This window comes from Gimesia aquarii, from assembly GCF_007748175.1.
Classification (GTDB): Bacteria; Planctomycetota; Planctomycetia; order Planctomycetales; family Planctomycetaceae; genus Gimesia; species Gimesia aquarii_A.
On sequence record NZ_CP037422.1, the window covers coordinates 5,522,165 to 5,544,587 of the forward strand.

Below are 22,423 nucleotides of genomic sequence, written 5' to 3' on the forward strand. Positions count from 1 at the left end.
GATTACCTTTATTGTTTCAAAGAGGAGTTAGCTATCGGTGCGCCACTGCTGTAACTGGTCTTCATCTAACTCAACTCCCAGACCGGGGGCGGTAGGCAATTCCGCAGTAACTGGTCCGAGAGACAGAGGTTGTTGAATTAGATCTGCTTCATGGAATAAAGGTCCCAGGCAGTCAGCGGGAAATCGCTCGCTATCGATCACTTTCATCGAGGCAGCGACTTGTAACATGGCTGCGCTGCCAATCCCCAATTCCAGATTACTACCAATCGAGCAGGTGAGCCCGGCTGCCTCAGCCAGATGACAAATCGCGACGGTTCGAGAAATTCCTCCGTTTTTTCCAGGGTAAACACTGAGAATATCAGCAGAACGTTGGCGACAAATTTCCCAGGCATCTGTAACAGTAAATACACTTTCGTCAGCCATCAAAGGAATCGCGGTCAACTTTCTCAATTCGTTCCATGCGTCATGCTGACCTATCTGAATTGGTTGTTCGCAAAACGATAACTGAAACGGTTCCATTCTTGATAATGCTGTGCAGGCAGTGTTGAAATCCCAGCCACAGTTGGCATCGATACCCATACTTATCGCAGGCCCAATGGTTTTTCGGACGGTGTCGAGACGTTCCAGATCATTTTCTAGATCAAGGCCAACCTTGACTTTTAAACTCGTAAATCCCTGATCTAGAAAATACTGGGTTAACTTGATTACCTTTTCAGGTGAAAAGGCACCGATCACGGTTTTGACGGGTATCGAATTGCGTACTTTGCCTCCAAGGAGTTGATAGATGGGCTGACCGGCTGCCTTACCTAACAGATCCCACAGTGCCATTTCGATCGCAGCTTTTGTAAACGGGTTAAGCTTAATGGTATGATCCATTTTTTGAACTGCAACATTGAGATTGAGTGGATCTTCACCTATTAAGGCAGGAGCAATGAGTTGGTTTATCGCTGCCAGACAGCTTTCACTGGTCTCCCCACTCCAGCGTGGTGCGAGTGTTGCTTCCCCTAGCCCAATCAACCCTTCATCCGTGAAAACGCGAACGATGACATAGGGAGAATCGGCGTGTTCTCCATGTGCCGTTTTAGTTGTTAGAAAAGGCTTTAAAGGCACTTTGATCGGAATGGCTTGGATCCTGGTGATTTTCATAGTAGGCTCTTCAAGTCGTCGCTGTTTTCAGTCCCAACTCTTGTGGAGAGAGAACCTGTTTCCAGTTTTCATAAATAATGCGGTCAATCACTTCCTGGGGGAACTTGGGAAATGCAGTTCCTTCCACCACTTGATTGACTTTGTTTAATCCGGAGATCACCTGTTCGGGAGTCGCAGAAGGGAAATCAGAGCCGTAAATCAATTTGTCTTCGACACCATATTCGAGCGCAGTCATAAAGGCCTGGTAGTGTCTGAGCGGTCGATAGTGAAGCGCCGACACATTCGAGTATAGGTTGGGATGTTTGCGGATCAGGACGACACATTCAGTTTCCCAGGGATGTCCCATATGCGAAATGATCATCCTGAGATCCGGGCAGGCGACGGCGATGTCTTCTAATTGAATCGGGTTTGAATACTTTAAAGGCCCGGGACGAACGAACGAAGTCCCCTGATGAATATTAATTGGTATATTCAGTTCTTCCGCTTTTTTGAATAAAGGCAGATGCTTGGGATCTTGTGGGTTCCAGTTCTGATAAATGGGAGAGACTTTCAGACCTTTCATGCCCAAATTCTGGACGTAGTGCGTCAGCTGATCAACACAGTCGGCGTCATTCGGGTCAACAGAACACCAAGCGACAAAGCGGTCGGAATGCTCTTTTGCAAACTGAGCAATCAATTCCTGATCGCAGTTGATGCCACAAAAGGGGGCTTTGATTCCAAACACGATGACTTTCGTACAATTTTGGGTCGCTTCAAGTAACGCATCCGGTGTTGAATCAAAGGCATTCTGCTGATCAGTTTCAGAACCGGCAAAATAGACATCGGCCGAATTCTTCATTTTTGCTTTTTTGGCCGCCCAGGCAAATTCAACGAATTCATCAGACAGATGATCTGGGTACCACATTAAATTGGTATGTGTATCAATTAGCATGCGTATTTCATCCAAGCAGAAACTGTATTTTCAATAACAAGAAACTAAAGATTTCGACTTTAATTGTGAGGCTTATTCCGTTTCATATTGTGTTTTGGCGCGAAGTAGATGTGCCCGCATTCGTTCGCGGGCTAATTCCACATCTCGATTTTGCAACACTCGGGCAATTGCCAGATGTTCTTTCATTCCTTTTAAAGATGTTTTTGGGGGCAATTCCTGGTAGACGCCAAATAACGCCATCTTCATGATTAAGGGATCAATCGTTTCCAGAAGAACAGAACTTTCAGAAAGTTCCAGCAGGGTCCGATGAAAGGTGTAATCGATCTGCCTTCGATCTGAATCGTTGAGATCGTCAAATTGTTCAATGATGCGTTTACAGTCCTTGACCAGATTTTCAAGTTCAAGATCGTTGGCTTTGATAACCACTCGATCGATGACCTCTGATTCAAGTAAGAGACGAAGCCGATAAATATCGACGATTTCCTCGGGAGTCGCATCAACAACTTGCCAGCCTCGTCTGGGAACGCGAATAAAAAGGCCCCGTGCACAAAGCCAGTCCAGTGCCTGACGAACTGTTCCAAGGCTGGCGTTGAGATCATTGGAAATTTCTTGCGCACTTACGTTTTGTCCTAAAAGGAATTCACCATTCAATAGCTTTTCAAAGATCCTGCGGTAAGTGGCTTCTGTTTCTGTTTCTCGATTAAAGTCTGACGCGGATACATTTTCCGGATGTTTCGTTTTCGGTTGTTTAACAGCTGTGATACGACCATTGTCACTTGTTGTGACCCAGCCCTCTTCAGCGAGAAGATTGATCGCCTGCCGCACGGTGGTGCGTGAAATATTCAACTCACGTGCAATCTTAAATGGAACAAGAGTGTCACCGATGGCAATTTGATCGTGAAGAAGCTGAGAGAACAAATAGTTGTAGACGCGAGTTGTTAACGGCCCACGATCCGGATTCAATAAGTCCTCGGATTCTTCGGTCTCTGGTTCCTGCTTTCTGTCGGTCCAGTCAGATAGTTTGAGGCGGATCATGTAATTGTATCTTATTTTAGATTGAGATGAGGTTGTTGTGTTTTTATGCCATTGAACAATGGGATGAATCATAGGGATATTAAAAAGTAGTTGAAAATTAGTTTTATTAAAATAGATTTAGTGTATTTAGTTTATAAAAAACACTTGTTGTGTCAACTGTTATTATATGGTTTTCCAGTCTCTATTCTTTTTTACTTTCTGGTGACCCGTTGAAAGTGGTTGTTCAGACAAATTGACCTCTGATTGCAAAAAAGTCATTTAATCTGATACACTTTGATTCGGATTAATGAAAGCCCAGCAGAGGGTTGCTGCCAGGTAGATTCCTGCAAATAAATAAAGAGTCAGATTCCAGTTAGGAGTATTCATTTCTTTAATGTATGTGAAGAGATTAGCGACGACGATTGGTGACACATAAGTCCCCACACTGCCCAGCATGTTCCCGACCGCGATTACTACTGAAGTATGCTTGCCTCCCAGATCCATTGCAGTAACCCATGTAGAAGGATTACCTACTCCGGAAAGAAACGTGCCACACGAAATTAGATAAACGGCGGAAAACGGTTCTGCCCAGGCTGCTCCCAGAATGCAGATGGCGCATATCAGATGCGAGAAAACACCGACAAGTGATCGACTAAAATATTTGTTACCAGTCCGACTATAGATCAGGTCAATTAATTTTCCTCCTGTCAAAGTGCCCAGGACCACTCCTATTAATGGCAACATGGCAAGCAAGCCTGCTTCCTGAACAGAGGCCCCACTGGAATTTTGCAAATAGGAAGGAAACCAGGTAATAAAAAAAGCATAACCAAAACCACGAAAAGCCAATTGCAAACAAAACAGCCAGATATTTCGATTAGAAATCATCTGATAAGTCAGAGAGCTTTTATTAATCTGTGCTTCTTGCTTGGTATCATTCTTTTTATCTTTGTTTTGATTTCCGATTAAATTGACTTCTTCAGAATTGGTATATGGGTGATCTTCAGGCTGGTCTCGAAAGAACAGAAAAAAAAGAATCACCCAGCAGAGTGAAAATATGCTGAAGAGAATTAATGGAAATCTCCAGCCAAAGGGGACTACGAGAGAAGCGGTTAATCCCGTAGCAATAATACTGCCAACTGACATGAAGCTTCCCATGAGAGAGCTGGCGATGCCACGTTGGGATTCTGGTATCCAGTTTTTGATCACTTGAGCAGTACAGGGGACCATGCCTGCCTGAGCAAGACCCAGAATGAGTCTTGAGATCCAGATTAAGCCAAACGAATACGCAACTGCAGTCAAGAGATTTGCAAATGCGGCAAGCAGGTGCAAGAGCGGGAGCGCTATACGGTTTCCCAGTTTTTGTCCTAACAATCCGCCTGGAATTTGAAACAAAAAGTAACCTGCAAAAAAGACTGCTAAAATACGGCCCATTTGCAGATCGTCAAAGGACAAATCTTTTTTAATAGTACTGGCAAGTGGGGCAAGGCCGGCTCTAGGCAAGTATGCGAGAACAAACCCTAAACTTAATGCAGCCAGGACCACATAACGCGTGTGAGTTGAGGCTGATTTCGAAGTATTCTGGTTTTCAGAAAGCGGATTCATCTACGATGATTCCTGCCTAAGATGATCGGAACAATATTTAGCCTCAGAATGAAACTCAATCAAAGAGACGAATTGAAATGATGTGCGTTAAATAACCATATTCATTGACAGTAATGGTTACGTGATAATATCCAGAATTGGTTTTCCATAATCGATTTCCAGTCGTTTGCGACCGGGGATATCTAACCTATGTTGATCGAGTCCCAGTAAACGATAGAGAGTTGCATGGATGTCTGTCACATAATGTGGCGATTCGACGGCATGAAAACCTAATTCATCTGTCGCGCCGTGTACGTGTCCCTGCTTAATTCCTGCACCAGCGAACCAGACTGTGAAACCATGCGGGTGGTGATCGCGACCACTGGGCATCTTCGTACTGCTACCACGTACTTCGACTGCAGGAGTACGACCAAATTCGGTACAGAAGACAACAACAGTATCATCCCACATTCCACGACGTTTCAAATCTTTCAATAGTCCGGCGATTGGTTTATCGACGCGTTTACAGGAACGGGTATGATTCTCTTTCAACTTTTGATGGGAGTCCCATTCACCATATCCACTTAAATAGACCTGGGTGTAACGTACACCGCGTTCTGCCAAGCGACGTGCAGCCAGCAGGCGACGCCCGTAAACTGCCGTTTCTTTATCATCAATGCCATACAGACTTTGAGTCTCTTTGGTTTCTTCTGTCATATCGAGAACTTCAGGAACGGAAGATTGCATGCGGTATGCTAATTCATAGGAATTAATACGGGCACGCAATTTTTCATCGCTGGGATATTCCACCGCAGAAAGCTGATTGAGTTCATTGATAAACGCGTATTGATTTGCCTGTTCCTGCTCTAAAATTGTTTTCGGCCTCGCACCAAATGGGAGCGGATTTTTAGGATCCAATGAAAGTTCCACGCCCATGTATTTCGGACCGAGGTAGTTCGGATTGAAGTTTTCTTTCACTCGAGAGTCAGTATAAGAACCCAAAAACACATATTCAGGTAGATTTTTATTGAGACTACCTAAGCCGTAGCTTAGCCAGGAGCCCACTACCGGTTGTTTTTGATCAAGTTTATGTCGACCATGATGAATCTGGAATTCGGCGGCATGATCGTTGTCTGTTGTGTACATCGATCGTACAAACGAGATATCGTCAACGCAGGTCGCGAGGTGTGGCCACCAGTCGGTGATTTCAATTCCCGACTCGCCATGCTTTTTAAAACCCACTTGCATGGGCATGATCTTGGAATGTTCGCGTTTGACCATAACCACAGACCGTGCCCGTTCCCTATAACGAGGGTCTTTGAAAGGATCGGGATAAATGGTATCGGAAAACGTTTTTCCTCCGTACTTATTCAATTCCGGTTTGGGGTCAAATGTTTCCATCTGACTATAGCCACCGGAGAGAAAGACCCAAATGACTGATTTTGCCTTTGGTGTAAAATGAGGGCCTTTTGTTGGGTCACTACTTTGCGTACCGGCAGCTTGTGTTAGATTCTCCTGGCCTAAGAGTGTGCTCAGTGCCATACCTGTTGCGCCGAAGCCAAGATCTGCTAAAAAACTACGGCGATGAATCTGATTACATTGAGGGAAATTCGTGGTAGGGCGATATTTCATGAGATCTATCCTGCTATATTTGAACGCAGATGAATTCTAAATCTATTATCGGATGGTGACAAAATCATTATGGCTGAATAATGCCTGGACGAAACTTTCTCTTGCTCGAACTTCTGGTTCTGTGGCTGGTTGATTAAAATCGTTCTTTATTTGTTTTTTCGTTTGAGGAGCTGGTTTCGTTTTCGCTTGTGAGAAGAGTCGTTCTTGACCAGAGAGGAATTTTGTTGCTGCGATTTGCTCTTTATCGCTGGCAGGTCGAGTGAGGATCAGCTCAAATGCGCTTTGTATAAAGGCCTGGTTCTTTTGCTCACGAGTTTTGTTCAGGCCAACAACCTGTGACCATAACTGGTTTGCTATCTGTCGTCCTTTTTGAACAGAAAGTTGACTGTTTGTTAAGGCAAGTGCCTGTTGTGGCATGATACTGCTTTTGCGTTCATAGCAGTCGGTGGCGCTGGCTGCATCAAACAGTTCCAGGAATTCCATTTTTGCCTCGCCATGATGAGAGTAGTAAATACTTCTTCGGTTAGTAATTAATCCTTGATCTTGTTCAAGCTCCTGCCCAAACATTTTCGGGTCTAAGTCTTTGGCGAGATAAAAAAGACTATCGCGAATTACTTCCGCTTCCATACGGTTCGTGGGGAATTTCCAGAGTAGTTGATTATCACGGTCTTTACTATGATTCACATGTTGTGGATCAACGCCTCGCGAACTACGCTGATAGGTTTTGCTGAGGACGATCTGACGGTGAAGATGTTTCATACTCCATTGGTGGTCCATCAATTCCACTGCGAGCCAATCAAGGAGTGCCGGATGTGTTGGTTTAGCTCCACTTCGGCCAAAATTATACACTGATTTGACAATCGGTTGTCCAAAGTGCCGCATCCAGATGTGATTCACGGCAACTCTTGCAGTTAATGGATTATTGCGATCGACAATCCACTGCGCGAGTGCTGTTCGTTTTCCAGTGCTTTGTTTGGGATACTGCGGACTTAACTTTGAATAGGTTGTCGTTGTTTCCTTAACAGCTTTTTGGGCAGTTTTCAGTTCTCCTTGAGATTGTGAAAGCTGTTTTTCAGCGGCTTGAATTTTCTTGGCACGTGCTTTGTCTTCTGATGGTAGCTGTTTTGCTTCCAGCAGAGCAAGCTTAGCTGATTTCAGCTTAGATTCAGATCGACTCAGGTTTGCTTGACGTTCAGCCTGACTGGCGGCCTGTTCCAGCGATTCAAAATTCTTTGTTTGATCGATATAGCGTGCTTTCGCGGCTTGAACGCGTGCAGCGTATTCCTGTTTGGCATCACGGGCTGCCTTCATTTTGAATTGGATCACGTCCCGTTTCAATTTTGCCAGATCACGTTTCTCAGTAGCGGCTTTGATCTCTTGTTGTAACTTTTGCTCTGCTTCTGTTAATGGTTTGTGTAACACGACCTGCGAAGTTGCCGGGGCACTACTGAACCGAGTCGCCTGCCAGTTTTCAATTCCAGGAATGTCTTCACCCTGGCGATAATTGGGAAACTCAAAGTCAAAGCGCTGGATCTCTTCAGAGCCATTTTGCATAAAGACAATGTCGTCAAATTCGGCAACACTTCCAGGGTGGGCATCCAGGAAAATTCCTCGGTTTTTTGCACCAATGGGATTCCAACCATTCAAAGCAATAGGTTTATGATCGACGATGACTTTGGAATCAGCGATTTGAGTGATTGTTAGCTCGGCAATGTCTTTTTCAGGTTGCAGGAGAATATTGATTTGAAAATGTAATTTACCTGAATCCGTTTTGTAAGAACCGATTTCTGCTTTGCTGGTTGTTCCTGGTGCAAACGTGATAATCTTGCCGGCGTGAAAGGCAACATACAAGTTTGTTCTGCCTGCGGACAAATCATTCGACAATTGGAAATTCACTAAACTGTCTGACAGAATTTTGAGTTGAAATCGAACCAGTGTTTCTGTGTCAAATGATTTCCAACCCGACATTTCGTGTGAGAGCGTACGACGCCCCTGAGTCGCTTTCAGTCGGAGTGCCTGGCGATTGATTAAACGAGGTTGTTTTGAATTGGCTTGTGAAATTTCAGCTTTCTGTTTTACTGTCAGATTTAAAATCGTTTTTGCCAGTAATGCTTCCTGTTTTTTTAGCGATTGCTCCAAATGGGATTTCTGTTGTTCCCAGGCTTTCAGTGCGGCTTGATAGTCTGATTCTCTCTTTTGAGTCTCTTCTTTGATTACAAAGGGTTTCAGACCGGGGTACCAGGCAGTGACAGGAAGATCAACCTTACCAAACTGAAGTTGGTCACCCTTTAAAAACTTGATCGCCGCAGCTTCAGCAGGAGGTTTGTCTTTGACGAGATTCTGTTCGAGACCTCCGGTGTAAAATTTCGCTTTTGCATCCAGCTTTTTGTCATAGATGCGGACCATTCCGGTTCGGACAGGCCCATTTCTGACACCTAATTTATATTCAGGAAATTCGCCAGGATCGGCTTCACCGGGAACGCGATCATGTCTGAGGTCAATCGGTTCGAAAAATGAACGGAACGAGAAATATTCTTCCTGACCGATGGGGTCATATTTATGGTCGTGACATTCACAGCAATTCATGGTGAGACCGAGAAACGCTTTGCTGGTATGTTCTACATTGTCTTTAAGCCATGTGTGGTAATTCCAGCGATAGAAATTCCGAACGATAAAACCAGTGGCGACTAGATTTTCCAAATCGTTGGGAGCAATCTCATCAGCGGCAAGCATTTCCATAACCATGCGATCGTAGCCTTTGTCCTCATTGAGAGAACGGATTATCCAATCGCGCCAACGCCAGGTCAGCGAATAACTGTTGGTCATATCTTTCGCACCTCGGCGTCCATACCAGTCGCTATACCGCCAGACATCCATCCAATGTCGCCCCCAACGTTCACCATACTGCGGGCGTTTGAGTAAGTCTTCTACGACTCTCTGGAAAGCATTTGGACTGGAGTCGTTCAAAAACGCGTGCAGTTCCTCAGGAGTGGGAGGCAGGCCGATTAAATCGAGATAGACTCTTCTTAGAAGTGTCGCTTTGTCTGTCTCGGGTTGGGGAATTAATCCCGCGTGTTCCTGTTGATAAGCAACAAATGCGTCAATGGGATTAATTACTTTTGTCTGCACTGTGGGAATGGAGGGGCGTTTGATCTGTTGAAAAGCCCAATGATCAGCGGGGTCTGCTTCTGGCCGATCGTTATCAGGAAATTTTGCACCTTGTTCTATCCAGCGTTTGATTAAGTTCACTTCGTCTGGTTTTAATTTTCGCCCCTGACCTTTGGGGGGCATTTCGAAGTCAGCATCATCGGTGAGAACTTGATACAGCAGGCTTTCTTTCGAATTACCGGCGACGAGAGCAGGGCCAATCTCTCCCCCTTTCAGCATGTGATTTCCGGAATCCAGCCTCAGGTTTGATTCTTGTTTCAGAGTTCCATGACATGCGAAGCAATGTGCTTGCAGTAATGGCTTGATTTGTGCTTTATAATCAACAACGGGAGGCGCTGTTTGTGCGTAAAGCGGAAGGCCCGTCAGTGAAATCCATCCAACCATCGTTTTGGCAAATTGCCACTTCATAGGACAACTCCTCATCATTTTATGATCAGGTTGTAGCGAGTGAGTGTCTTTTATTCACAACGTACATTTAATTACCAGGATCGTCAATAGGGAAGCCTTTGATTTCCCAAATCAGTAATAAGGTTTCCTTAAATATAAAACTCATTCAAATACGATCTGAATCGATAGCACTTAGTTCGTTTCTTTACGCACCAGTTTCCAGACATCTGATTCAAAGTTATTGCCAGTCACCATCCATAAGCCATTGTCAAAAACAAACACACTGGCGGCGTGTCTGGGTTTCCATGGTGTATCGGGTAATTCGTACCAGTTCACTCCATCATCAGAATACCAGACATCATTTCGATTTCCGCCTTTTCTGTTATAGCCTTCCATGACCCACATCCGGCCATCGAAGACGGCCACATCATGATATTGGCGAGGATACCAGGGAGCCGCTTTGGTGTGTTGTTTCCAGTGGACGCCGTCAGCTGAACTCCAGACATCATTATAGAAGTTCCGTGTGGGAGTGGTTGGCGTGTCATAAGTACCGCCTCCCAGAATCCACATTCGATCTTTGAAAACGACGTTGCCGCCAATCATTCCTCGTGCAGACCAATAGGGTTCTTGGGGTTCAATCTTGTTCCAATGGATGCCATCTTTCGAATTCCAAATGTCGCGATAGAATATTTCTTTGGAAGGACCAAATGCCGGCATCGTCTGGCCGCCGATAACCCAGATTTTATCTTTAAATGCCAGCGTGTAATGCAAGGCACGCGGAGCCCAGGGAACATCTTTGGGACTCAGCCTGTGCCAGGTTTTTCCATCTGATGAGTTCCAGACATCGTTTTGGTAGTGCCCCTGATTGACATCCCCCCCCACGATCCACATTTTATCTTGAAAGACGACATAACCAGCGGTATGTCTTCCTTCCCAGTCTTTGAACGGGTCGAACTGTTTGTCTATAAAGGTATTCTGTTTGATCAGATTCCAATGCAGGCCATCGGATGAATTCCAGACTTCGTTGTTACAGATACGTGGGAAATGCTTTTTATCGCCGGGATTCCAACCTCCCAGTAGCCAGAGTTTATTCTGGTACACCAGTGCGCCAGCACCATCGCGTACGGCAAAGGGGGCTTTCATCGTGATGTTTTTCCAGGTGTAGCTGGGAACTTTACGAGATGCACTAATTGCGACATTGATTGTTGATGAGACCTGATTACCAACAGCTTGCAGGCGCAGTAAACAGGATGCCGTTAGTGTATTGGGAACATTCCACAAACAACTCCCTTGTTTTATGGGGACCGATGCAATTTGTTGCCAGCTTATTCCGTTATCGCTTGAGCAGGCAAGATTGAGCATTTTTTCAGGAGCGATGTTTGTCTTGCTCCAGACGATCTGATGGATGCTTTCTGCTGCTAAAGTCGCTTGATCTTTGGGGGACACGATTTCGAGTTCGGCTCCGCTTAACCACTTGACATCAGCCAACACAAGAAAACCAGCGACGACTAATAATGTACGATGAATCATTCTAGCCATGTTTTAATCTTTCATTAGATCGTGTTCAGGAGTGAAAGCGAACGTAGGGGGGGACGATGGTCTAACGCAATACATTCTGGTTTTCTATGAGGATTTTCCTTATCGGCAATTTAGTGTTTATTATTCACAATAAACACATTGAATGCATTCGTCAAGCAAAATTACAGTTGATTTTTAAATATGCTAAGAAATTGTTGCTGAGGTTTATTCACATTCGACACCGTATCAACAACAAAACAAGTTGTGCTGATGAGCGATATCAGTAGCCGTTGTGTCGTATGCTCTTGAAAAAATCAGTTCACTCTGTACCAGGATTCCTCTCTCATTGTGTAGACTGGGAAGAAACAACAGACAGAGTACAGAGTACCTCGTTAATCCTACCTTGATTTGAGACATGAAAGCCCGCCATGAAAACACCATGCCATCAGTCTACTACTTATGAATTCATTTTCTTCCTGTGTTGTATGGCATTGGTTCTTCTGTTTTCCAAACCGATTTTGGCGGGAGAGAACAAAGGGAAAGCAGCCGCATCTACCCGTTCAATTATCTGGATTCAACAAGAAGGAGGTCACAAGCATGATAAAATTCGCGGCATGGTTGTGGACGGAGCCGGTAATTGTTACGTCACCGGGGAATTTACTGAAGAGGCCCAATTTGCTGATAAAACGGTGACCAGCCGCGGCAGTATGGATTTTGTGCTTGCCAAATATAGTCCCGCAGGAAAATTACTTTGGTTGCAGACAGCAGGTGGGACCGATATCGACCGAGGTTACAGTGTGGCCGTCGATCAAGTAGGAAACTCGTATGTGACCGGTCATTTTCAGAGCCCTACATTTCAAATCGGGGACAAAACTTTAAGAAACCACGGGGACTATGATTATTTCATTGCGAAATATGACCCGTCAGGCAAACTGTTGTGGACCCAAAGTGCAGGGGGGGCCGGTTATGATTACGGACACGGAATTGCAGTGACACCACAGGGAGAATGTTACGTAGCTGGTTCATTTGCGGGAGAGATTACATTTGGAAACTCTCAATCGAAAAACAAAAAGGGTCGTTCGTTGTTTGTTGCCAAATATGACACCGATGGAAAGTTACTTTGGAGTCAATTGGCGGGAAATGGACGCAGTCAAAGTGGTCATCAAATTGCCGTTGATGCGAAAGGGAGCTGTTATGTTTGTGGTTTTATTACAGGCATTGTCGAGTTCGCTGGGAAACAAGTCGGATCTGATACCAGACAACAGGATATCTTTCTCGCCAAATTAACACCGGATGGGAAACTTGTCTGGTCGGCGAATTCCGGTGGTCAGGCGAATGGTTTGAGCACTGGAGTCGCCGTCGACCAGCGGGGGAATTGTTATCTGACAGGAATGTTTAAAAATAAGGCCGTATTTGGAAAAGCAACACTCGAAAGTGCTGGAGAGTATGATATTTTTGTGGCCCGCATCAATGCAGATGGTACTCCTGCCTGGGCTTATTCCGGTGGCGGAGAAAAAATTGATTATGGGCTGGGGATAGCAATCGATCGCGCGGGGAACTGCTATGTGACCGGAGAATTCACCAATGATGTGATGTTTATGGGAAAACATCTGACGCATCTTGGAGGGCGAGATCTGTTTATCACTCGGTTTTCTCCAGAAGGCAAACTTGATTGGTTGGAAATGATGGGGGGAAAGCATAGTGACTTGAGTTATGCGATCGCCGTGGATGGTAATAATCATTGTTTCATTTCGGGGGCGTTTTCTCCGGCAACTCAATATCAGAGTCATCAACTGAAGAGCCGCGGAAGTAACGACATTTTTTTGATTAAGATGAGTCAATAATATGAGACAACGCTACTGCATCTTACTTTGTATTTTCAGTTCTTACTTTTCAGCTGCTTATGCGCAATCAGTGGTTGAGAAGCCGGGAGTAAAGCCAGCGCAACTGGGAGGAGCGCCTCTGGCAGAAACGCGTCGCAAAGCGATTAATGTGCTACCGTTTCAACGCCAGCTGGATGCCAGTAAAATCAAAAAATGGCTGGAGATCAGCTCGCAGTGTACGATGTCTGAATTTGAATTGTTTTTGTCTCCGCTTTCTGCTCAAGAAAAAGAGTTGTTGAAAGTCATTGAAAGCAAGCCAGCTCCAATTGTGAACCGACTGAAATTTCAGAATCTACGACATGTTCTAAAACAGAAAGCACTCGTTTCTTTACGCGTAGAAGAAGAATCTGCGCATGATCAATTGGCCCATACGACTCCTGCTGTCGAAAATTTGCTCTATGGTGCTTTTGATGTCGTGTTTGCGAGTGTTGGACCTCCCCATGGTTCACCACGTTATGGCGATGTGATTATCCGCCTCAAAGATTCAGTTCGGGAAAACGGTTGGGCCACTCCGTTTAGTGGCATGCATTTCATGTATGCGATTCGTCATAAGAACGCCCGCAAAATGCAAGATATGTTGGCGGCCGGGAAAACCTTACCAAAGTCACCTTATAATCCACTCAACCTGGGTTTTGATGACCGTTTGCATTTTTCGCATTATGTCGTCACTGAAAAATCCTGGAACAAGGCGCTTGCCTATCAGGCAATCCTCGTGCATCGTAACTTGGACGATTCTCTCGCCAGTAAAAAAGTCAAGCAGCGTTTTGCAGAAATGTTGTCAGAGAAAAATTCACAAAAATTCTGGAGCCTGTTTATTCCTCCTCGCCTGAAGAATGGAACGCCACAACAGGATGCCGAAAATGTACCGTTTGGTTATCTGGAAGGCAAATTTGACGGTCAGGTTTCGAGTGACTTTTTTACTTCGATTGAAGTCCCTGCTGAGAAGCTGTCTGAAGTTCAATCCTGGCCTGAGGCCCAACCATTTCTCCACTTGATTCACCCCAAACCGGCCGGTCAGCCCTGAAAATAACTAGAATATCTTTCAGGTTAATGACTTGTGTACGCTTCGATGATCACTTATTTTCACGCAAGTGATACGCTTTGATCTCAGTATGAACGCCATTTCGTATCAATTGAAATGGCGTTGAAAGACGTTGATGACGTCGTTTTTGTCGCGATGAACAGAGTGAACTTTTTCGTGTGGCGAACATGACTATACTCTTTGAGTACAAGAAGTTACAAGGCTTTCTTTGGTACAGGTCATTCAAATTAAGCGTAATCAATGTGGCGTGGGGCATTTCGAGATAACTAATGCGATCAACTGGAGATAATACAAAAATAAAGCTTTGTTACGCGCGCGACGCAGAATTCAGGATTTTATGTTGCGTCAGCGACGTGTCAAGCTGTCTATTTTGAAGTAGAGGGAACGATGTTTTTTGACTCTTTATAATGTCCAGTCAGTAATAAGTGAAAAAAGTGACAAGAGTCAAAAAATGAATCGAACAATTCAATGCAGATATTTGAATCTAAAATAGGCTGAATAAATTGTGACGCGCAAAAATGTTTTGATGTGAATTTTTGGAGAGCTCTCAGGGCATACCAGTCAGGAGTGTTGACAGAATGACAGGCTTGCTACTAAAAAAGTAAAAGCCGTTCGAAAAGAGTGAGTCTGTCATATCTACAAGAATTGAATTCTGGGTTCAAAGCGGGATTAAGAATCTCACAACGCGGTCATCTGATTTAATTCTTACTATGATAAAACTTCAGTTCGTATAACAATATGCCAGGGGAGAACTCCGTCCATGCAATCCATTCAACCTGCTAGTTCATTTCTAAAAATTATGGGAATGACGTTTTTAACAGCTGTTTGTCTTCTCAACCTGAGCATTGTTTTTTGTGCTGCTTCATTTGCAGACTGGCCTCAATTACGAGGTGAGAATTGTGATGGCCATGCCAAGGAATCAAGTATCCTCTCTCGCACATCGGATGTGCAATTAAAAATAGGTTGGAAAAAAGCACTTGGAAGTGGTTATTCGAGTGTGGTCGTCGTAGGAGACCGTATTGTGACAGGTTACTGTGACGACAAAGAGGGATATCTTGTTTGTTTCTCTGCAGAAGATGGTCGTGAACTTTGGAAGCATCATACCGGGCCCAGATGGAAAGGTTCTAATGGATCATTTGATGGTCCGATTGCAACTCCTGCGGTCGGTTTTGGTCGCGTTTTTATGATCACTCCTGCGGGCGATCTCTTCGCAGTGAATTCGAAGAGCGGGGAATTAGACTGGAAATTAAATGTTGCAGAAAAATTAGGGATCAAGCCTATTTTTTATGGGTTTGGTGCTTCCCCCATTATTCATGGCAAGCATCTTTTTATTCAACTGGGACCACCGACGGGAACGCTGTGTGCGCTGAATCCGACGGACGGGGAAGTGGTCTGGTCTCAAGGAACTGATTCTGTCGGTTATCAGAATCCTGTACCGATTGTTTTTAATGGAAAAACGGTTTTGTTGTCTGCCGGAAATACACAGATTGCCGGCGTAGATACACAAAGCGGAAAAGCATTATTTGAATTTACACATCAGGGCCAGGGAGCCCGTGGTGCCTGGAGCCTGATTCCAGTTCCGATGCCTGGCAATCGGGTGTTTCTTGCGCATGATGACACTCGTTCCAAACTGATTGCGCTTAAAACTGGAAATCAAACACAGCCGATTGATGTGGAAGAGGTTTGGGAAGAGCGATCGATACGTAACTCCTACAATGTTCCGGTTGCGGTGGGGGAAAATATTTTTGCGTTCAGCTCACGCATTCTTACATGTGTCGATGATAAGGGAAAATTATTATGGCGTTCACGAAAGCCGGGGGATGGGTTTATTTCAGCAGTTGATAATCATCTGATTCTGTTGACCAAAGCCGGCACGATGCACATTGCGCGTGCCAGCGTGAGCGGTTATGAAGAGATCACACAGGAAAAAATCTTTGATGATGTGACTTGGTCGCTTCCCGCCATACATAAGAACTCTATTTTTGTACGAAGTATAGGCGAGATTGCGCGTGTTAATATCGTTCCTGGAAAAACATCTCCACAGCGGCTTGTCAAAAGTGAACCTGTTGGTGAGAAATTCCAGGCATTCCTTGCCCGTGTTGAGAACGCGAAAGCAGCTGACAAAAATAAGGAAGTCGATCAATTTTTCGCTAAAATTTCATCAACACCTTATATCGAGAACGGTATTGTGCACTTCCTGTTAAGAGGAAATTATCAAGATACTGCGGTCGCCAGCGATCTTTTTGGAGCGCGACAAGAGCGCCGGATGCAACCCGTAAAAGGAACTGATTTATTCTACTTCGCAGCAAAAATCCCGAATGACACACGAGTAAGCTACGTTTTTATCGCTGACTATAAGACGATCCCTGATCCTTTGAATCCTCGAAAAAATAAGAGTTCATTGTTTGTGGAGGATATTGAGATCGTGCATTTGGTTGGCGGCGAAACACTAACGATGTCATGGTTTGATATGCCTGGGCGGCCAAAGTCAATTGAGCCCGACAGTAGTCAAGCTCTTATAGGTCAGTTGTCTACAACTCATCTCGTCAGTAAAAATATGAAAGGCGAGAAGATTCCGCTTACGGTTTATACCCCACCTCATTATCCCCAGTCAGGTAAGTCCTATCCCGTAGTCTTCGTCCATGATGGAGAAGCAGCGATCAAATTGGGAAAACTGCCACATATTGTTGAAAAACTGATTCAGTCTAAGACCATTCCAGAGGTGGTTGTTGTTTTCATTCACAGGCCATTTAATCCTATGCTGGGGGCATTCGGTTACGAGCAGATGTTTGGGACTGAGCTGATACCGATGATCGAGCAAAAGTATCAAATTTCGAAAAAACGTAACGATCATAGTTCGTTAGGAGGTGGTTTCGCTGGTCTGATTGCTCTTACCTCTGCGATGTCGAATCGAGATCAAATTGGTCGTCTCGCAATACAATCTGTTCATGCATTCGAGCTTCATCAGCCAATGATTGATGGCGCTCTGGCAACCGCGGGGCCTAAAAGCGATATTTTGATGCAGTGGGGAAAATTCGAGGTCACCAACCCCGAAGAAAATTGGGATATGGCGAAAACATCGGACCGCATCAGTAAGCAGCTTTCAAAGTCAGGTCACAATATACAAGCGCGGGTAGTTAACGATGGGAGCGATTGGATCTGCTGGCGAAGCCATACTGCCGAGATACTTCAATTTCTTTTAGCGGAGTCAAAATGATTACCTCTGTTAGTATCTTATACAAACAGAAAACACTTTTTAAGAAAAAAGAATTTACTCAGCGAAAGCTTGGAAATTCTACGTTTTCGTTCAGCTTTCAGGATTTCCTAACAGGTGGTTACCAGAGCTGACACGCAGAGAAGTAGAAGTGATGTGCCTTCAATCTGACTAACAAAATATCTTCGACTAACTAAAGTGTTGAATCCGTTTTGACCCTAAAACTGTGATTGGATTTTTGAAAGTGAGTCGATGGCTTGAGTTGAATAAATCAGCGTTTTTAGAAGGTCAAAAACCCAACACGATACAGCTTGGAGTGTTAATTTGCCGGATTTGTAAATCTTGAAAAGCTAACCATACGAGCGTCCATTGGGGGCCAGTTCTTTCTGAGTTCCTGCTCCAAAATAAAACGCAAGGAATACAAGAGGAGCCCAGGCGATTACCAGGATCCAAGGTCCCCATGTTGTCCAGACCAAAGTGCTTCCAGCTAATGGAAAGAGCCAAAAAATATTAATCAGAACAACATAAAGAGATACTTTTCGATGAGCCACAACACGGCCTTTATGCGTGCCATCAAGCAATTCCAGCCAGCGTGATACTTTTTGATACGCATGACTTTTGTGTGCCTGGTACCAGCGTTCTCCATTTAACATTCGTCTTAAAAGGGTGGTTGTTGCATCAACAGAGAAAACGCCTGAAAGAATCAACCATGTCCAAATATTTAATGAGTTATTAATAATTGTGGACACCGCTATCATTCCTAAAATATATCCCAAAAATGTACTTCCCACATCACCCATAAATATTTGCGCCGGAGCCCAGTTAAAGGCTATAAAGCCGAGCAAACTGACGATTAGTAAAAAAATGAGTATCCCTTCATCAGAAAGAAGATTGCGTCCACCAATTAGTGTAATTGCTGACAGGAGGACGCAAATGGACTCGGTTGATGCGAGGCCATCAATTCCATCCATGAAGTTAAATAAATTGAGCCACCAAACTAAAAGTAAAGTGGTGAAAATCCATGAAAAATAAGGAACATTTAACACAAGGCCTGGCAATTCAATCGGTGGTAAAGGGGAAAAGGCAAGGAGAGTCGTTGATATGATCAATATTTGAGTGATGAGGCGTGATTTTACTGACAGGTTAAGAGCATCGTCGAGAAGGCCAAGCACCGAGATCAAAAAACTGCCAATGCCAATGCTGAGGGCAATATTCGCTGTAATATAGTTCCATGAGAACAAAAGAATTACGAAAACTAAAAAACTAGCTACAAAAGCCAAGCCACCTCCTTTGGGAGTTGGAGTGACGTGAGCACATCGCTCTGTAGGCTCACAAATTAAACCGACTCTAGAAGCATTCCTGATAATTAATTTCGTACATCCCATCGATGCAATAAATGCTAAAAAATATAGAATCCCAAGTAGAGTTAAATCCTCTTTTGTCATTTACCAACATCATCCTTACTTAATTCAAATCCTCTTGGCTCAAATTCAAAATCACGCTTAACATCCTTATTTGAGAAAGTAAGGTCCTGGTTCATTCTTTTAGCCATTCCGACTGACACTTTTTTAAAGCGTGGAAAGATATGCAAGAATGTTATGATAATGCGAAAAAACATCAGAGGTAAGTGAAAAAAAAATGGTTTTATGCCCAAAGTGGTAAATATCCTTTCGACCATTTTTTTGTATGACAACGATTCTCCACCTGAAATATTGTATGCTTTGTTGGTAATGTTTTTTTTGAAGAGTGCCAGGTGGCAAAACTGTGCAACATCATCGACATGGATAGGTTGTCTTAAGCCTTCGGCCTTGCCTAAAAGTGGAACAAAACCAAAGCGTTGAATAAATCGAGAAATCATTGTAATGTTTTGGTCACGTCCCCAGCCATAGATCATAGTGGTTCGAACTATAATCCATTCGATTTGATGTTGCTCTGCCCAGCTGATTAATTGGTGCTCACCATCTGCTAAGCGATTTGCGAGTTTTTGTTCTGTAAGATCGATGGAATGTTCTTTTGTAAAACGGCTGGTTGAACTGAGTGCAACAATGCGGCGTGCACCACGTGATTTTAACAAGGGAAAATATTCAGGTAAGACCCAAATTGGTGCTAGGCAAATCCAGTATTCTATCTTCTGTTTGTCAGCTGCCAGAGGATTATCATTTAGCATACACCAGTGGACCCTGCCGGTCTCTTCATCCGTCAATTTCTGTAAATTTCGACTGAATGCAATCCAGGAGTAATCTCGATCAGAGATTTGCGTGAATTCTCGCGCAAAGAGCCGGTTGCCAACGAAGCTCGTGGCTCCCAGAACTCCAACTACTAATTCAGGCTCTGGCACTCGATGTCCATCTAAAAAACTTAGTGTTAGTGGGGCAGGGGTTGAGGTGAAACGCCTCATCATTTTGAGTCTGTCTTTGTTTGCAGAGGCCTGCCACCAAATGAGTAATCCCGTTGTACTATTCTTGCAATCAGAGTGTATATATATCAGTTCCCCCCCTTTTCACAAGGCGGGTTTCTGTCGTTATAAAGAACGAGACTTACGGATTTGGTGTGACAATGGCTGAATCGATGCAAGATGAGGCAGTTTATGCTGTTAATACAGGAAACAATTTCAATTGCACTATCAAGAACAATTTGATATACATCCCTTGAAGGCAGGGAATACTTCTATTTTTTATTCAAATATACAGCATCAAAACTAGGGTATCCTGTTATGCGTATTTGGATTTAAATAAGTTATATTGGGTAGTTTTGTTGATTCTTATATGACAAGGTCTATCTAGAGCAAACCCCTTAGCAAGTAAGCTAAGTGTATCTGTGAAGGAGTACAGAGTGGTAGATACTTCTGACGAACTGAGAGTGTTGCTCTCAGATAGCAGTCCCTTGGTGGAAGATTCGCGAGTCGATGCTCCTGGAGTTTATTATGGGCAGGGAGTCAGTATCGATAAGTCCGCAAAAATTGGTCCCAATGCTGTCATTCTTGGTCATGACGAAAACGGAAATCAGGCTGCTGTCATTAAGGAAGAGGCAGAGATCGGCGCGAATGCAACAATTCTTTCAGGTGTCACCGTGGGATTTCGTGCCCGCGTCTCTCCTGGCTCTGTAGTGACACGTTCCGTCCCTCCCCTTGCCATTGTTGAGGGGAATCCAGCCAAAATTATCGGGTATGTCGAAACCCACGAATCTGAAAACCAGACAATTAGCATCAATAACGTCGATTCAACCCCCTTGGGTTTTCGCCAGACTCGCGTACGGGGTGTCACCGTTCACCATTTTCATAAGGTTCCTGATCTCCGAGGCAGCCTTTCGGTAGGTGAATTTGAGCATGAGATTCCTTTCGTCCCCAAACGTTATTTTCTCGTATACGATGTTCCCACAGCAGAAGTACGCGGAGAACATGCCCACCTTGAGTGTGGACAATTCCTGATTGCTGTAAAAGGGAGTGTGAGCGTCGTGGTAGACGACGGTAATCTGCGTGATGAAATTTTACTTAATCGGCCTCAAATGGGAGTGTACCTCCCCCCCATGACATGGGGTATTCAATACAACTACTCAACAGATGCTGTTTTACTTGTTTTTGCGTCTGAGTTTTACGATGCAGAAGATTATATTCGAGACTATTCAAAATTTTTAGACTTAGTGAAGCGGCGTGCTGCTTAAGATACGCACTTGTCCCAGGTCAGAAATGACCTCATTGAACTGGGGATTTATGTGGATTTCTTTTGAAGTAAACACATACTGGCAAGCAAAAAAACACCTCTCTCAGTCTAGCAATTTATGAATCCATAACTGGTTGAAGCAATAACCTTTGAATTACTATTACTAAAGACACGATCCATTATGCAGAACAATAACATCACAATAGAAAACATCCTGACCCCTGAATTTTTGAGTGATATTGATTCTTGGCATGGACATATTCCATTTGCATTTGAATTAATCAAAAATTTGAAACCTAAACGTTTCGTAGAGTTAGGAACACATAAAGGGGATTCTTATCTAGCTTTTTGTCAGGCGGTCAATCACTACCAAACTGAAACGGAGTGTTTTTCAGTCGATACATGGCAGGGTGATGAACATGCCGGCGAAGCGCCTGAGCTGTATGGCGAAAATATCTATGAGACACTGGCAGCTTATCATGATGAAAAATATCACACATTTTCAACTCTTATGAAAATGAAGTTTGATGATGCACTCTCCAGCTTTGAGGATGGTAGCATTGATTTGTTGCACATCGATGGCTTGCACACTTATGAGGCAGTAAAGCACGATTTTGAAACCTGGTTGCCAAAACTGTCAAATAGGGGGGTCATCTTATTTCATGATACCATTGTAAATTATGGCAATTTTGGAGTCTGGAAGTTATGGGATGAATTACTGGAACACTATCCAGGATTTGGATTCTCCCACTCTTATGGGCTGGGTGTATTAGCCGTCGGCAAAGAGACGCCTGAATGGATTGGCGACATATGCTCCCTCGATAAAACACAATTTGATTTATGGAAAAATAAATTTGAATATTTTGGAAATTCTGTTTTAAGTCACTCATTTAAGAGACAAATTCACTACTTCAAAAATCTATTTGAACAAAGGGATGAGCAATTAAGAGACTTAAATGAAGAAAAAGATCAGCAATTAAAAGAGCTGGGTGAGAACAGAGATAGACAATTGGAGAATAAAGATAAACAGTTAAATGATTTGAACGAGAAGCTGGAACAAGCCACAAAAGCTCTCGCTTTTGCGCAGATGATTGTTAAGAGAAGAGATCAACGATTGGCTGATCTCAATAGCCAGCTGGAACAGATCGGAAAACAATACACTGGTGCTCAACAAATTGCTACTGAGCGAGAGTGCCAAATTTTAGAACTAACCTCGCAGTTTTCCAAGTAACGATAAAGGCTCAATAT

At 43.9% G+C, this 22,423-nt stretch carries 14 protein-coding genes; 5 read left to right on the top strand and 9 right to left on the bottom strand.

Features of this window, described 5'->3' with window-relative positions; genetic code table 11:
• Positions 1–27: 27 nt before the first annotated feature.
• The 7 genes from V202x_RS20960 to V202x_RS20990 form a co-directional block, all read right to left on the bottom strand.
• The gene (locus tag V202x_RS20960) at positions 28–1,146 is read right to left on the bottom strand and encodes a mandelate racemase/muconate lactonizing enzyme family protein (protein WP_145178805.1); all 1,119 of its coding nucleotides are present in this window, start codon (positions 1,144–1,146) and stop codon (positions 28–30) included.
• A 10-nt stretch (positions 1,147–1,156) separates the two neighbouring features.
• The gene (locus V202x_RS20965) at positions 1,157–2,077 is read right to left on the bottom strand and encodes an amidohydrolase family protein (RefSeq protein WP_145178806.1); all 921 of its coding nucleotides are present in this window, start codon (positions 2,075–2,077) and stop codon (positions 1,157–1,159) included.
• A 72-nt stretch (positions 2,078–2,149) separates the two neighbouring features.
• Positions 2,150–3,112 carry a GntR family transcriptional regulator gene (locus V202x_RS20970; RefSeq protein ID WP_197993013.1) on the bottom strand — a complete coding sequence of 321 codons (963 nt, stop codon included), beginning with the start codon at positions 3,110–3,112 and terminating at the stop codon, positions 2,150–2,152.
• A 258-nt stretch (positions 3,113–3,370) separates the two neighbouring features.
• Complete coding sequence (locus V202x_RS20975; protein WP_145178808.1) at positions 3,371–4,693, bottom strand: MFS transporter; 1,323 nt, start codon at positions 4,691–4,693, stop codon at positions 3,371–3,373.
• Positions 4,694–4,810: 117 nt separating this feature from the next.
• Positions 4,811–6,304 (bottom strand): DUF1501 domain-containing protein, encoded by a 1,494-nt coding sequence (locus V202x_RS20980; protein ID WP_145178809.1) that lies wholly within the window; start codon positions 6,302–6,304, stop codon positions 4,811–4,813.
• Between the two features lie 45 nt (positions 6,305–6,349).
• Positions 6,350–9,880, bottom strand: a complete 3,531-nt coding sequence (locus V202x_RS20985) for a PSD1 and planctomycete cytochrome C domain-containing protein (protein ID WP_197993014.1) — start codon at positions 9,878–9,880, stop codon at positions 6,350–6,352.
• 171 nt (positions 9,881–10,051) lie between these two features.
• Positions 10,052–11,398 carry a hypothetical protein gene (locus V202x_RS20990; protein WP_145178811.1) on the bottom strand — a complete coding sequence of 449 codons (1,347 nt, stop codon included), beginning with the start codon at positions 11,396–11,398 and terminating at the stop codon, positions 10,052–10,054.
• A gap of 407 nt (positions 11,399–11,805) precedes the next feature.
• Between V202x_RS20990 and V202x_RS20995 the strand changes: the two genes are divergently transcribed.
• The 3 genes from V202x_RS20995 (at position 11,806) to V202x_RS21005 (ending at position 17,519) form a co-directional block, all read left to right on the top strand.
• Positions 11,806–13,221, top strand: a complete 1,416-nt coding sequence (locus tag V202x_RS20995; protein WP_145178812.1) for an SBBP repeat-containing protein — start codon at positions 11,806–11,808, stop codon at positions 13,219–13,221.
• Between the two features lies 1 nt (position 13,222).
• Positions 13,223–14,284 (top strand): hypothetical protein, encoded by a 1,062-nt coding sequence (locus V202x_RS21000; protein WP_145178813.1) that lies wholly within the window; start codon positions 13,223–13,225, stop codon positions 14,282–14,284.
• A 778-nt stretch (positions 14,285–15,062) separates the two neighbouring features.
• Positions 15,063–17,519 (top strand): PQQ-binding-like beta-propeller repeat protein, encoded by a 2,457-nt coding sequence (locus tag V202x_RS21005; protein ID WP_145178814.1) that lies wholly within the window; start codon positions 15,063–15,065, stop codon positions 17,517–17,519.
• A gap of 347 nt (positions 17,520–17,866) precedes the next feature.
• On the opposite strand, the gene V202x_RS21010 is transcribed toward V202x_RS21005, so the two are convergent.
• On the bottom strand, positions 17,867–18,961 hold the full coding sequence (locus tag V202x_RS21010) for an MraY family glycosyltransferase (protein ID WP_145178815.1): 1,095 nt from the start codon (positions 18,959–18,961) through the stop codon (positions 17,867–17,869).
• Positions 18,958–19,683, bottom strand: a complete 726-nt coding sequence (locus V202x_RS21015; protein ID WP_197993015.1) for an NAD-dependent epimerase/dehydratase family protein — start codon at positions 19,681–19,683, stop codon at positions 18,958–18,960. The genes V202x_RS21010 and V202x_RS21015 overlap by 4 nt, the downstream gene beginning before the upstream one ends.
• Positions 19,684–20,348: 665 nt before the next feature.
• On the opposite strand from V202x_RS21015, the gene V202x_RS21020 reads away from it, so the two are divergent.
• A complete protein-coding gene (locus tag V202x_RS21020) occupies positions 20,349–21,176 on the top strand; it encodes a WxcM-like domain-containing protein (RefSeq protein ID WP_197993016.1) in 828 nt (275 codons plus the stop codon).
• A 180-nt stretch (positions 21,177–21,356) separates the two neighbouring features.
• Complete coding sequence (locus tag V202x_RS21025) at positions 21,357–22,406, top strand: class I SAM-dependent methyltransferase (protein WP_145178817.1); 1,050 nt, start codon at positions 21,357–21,359, stop codon at positions 22,404–22,406.
• Positions 22,407–22,423 lie beyond the last annotated feature (17 nt).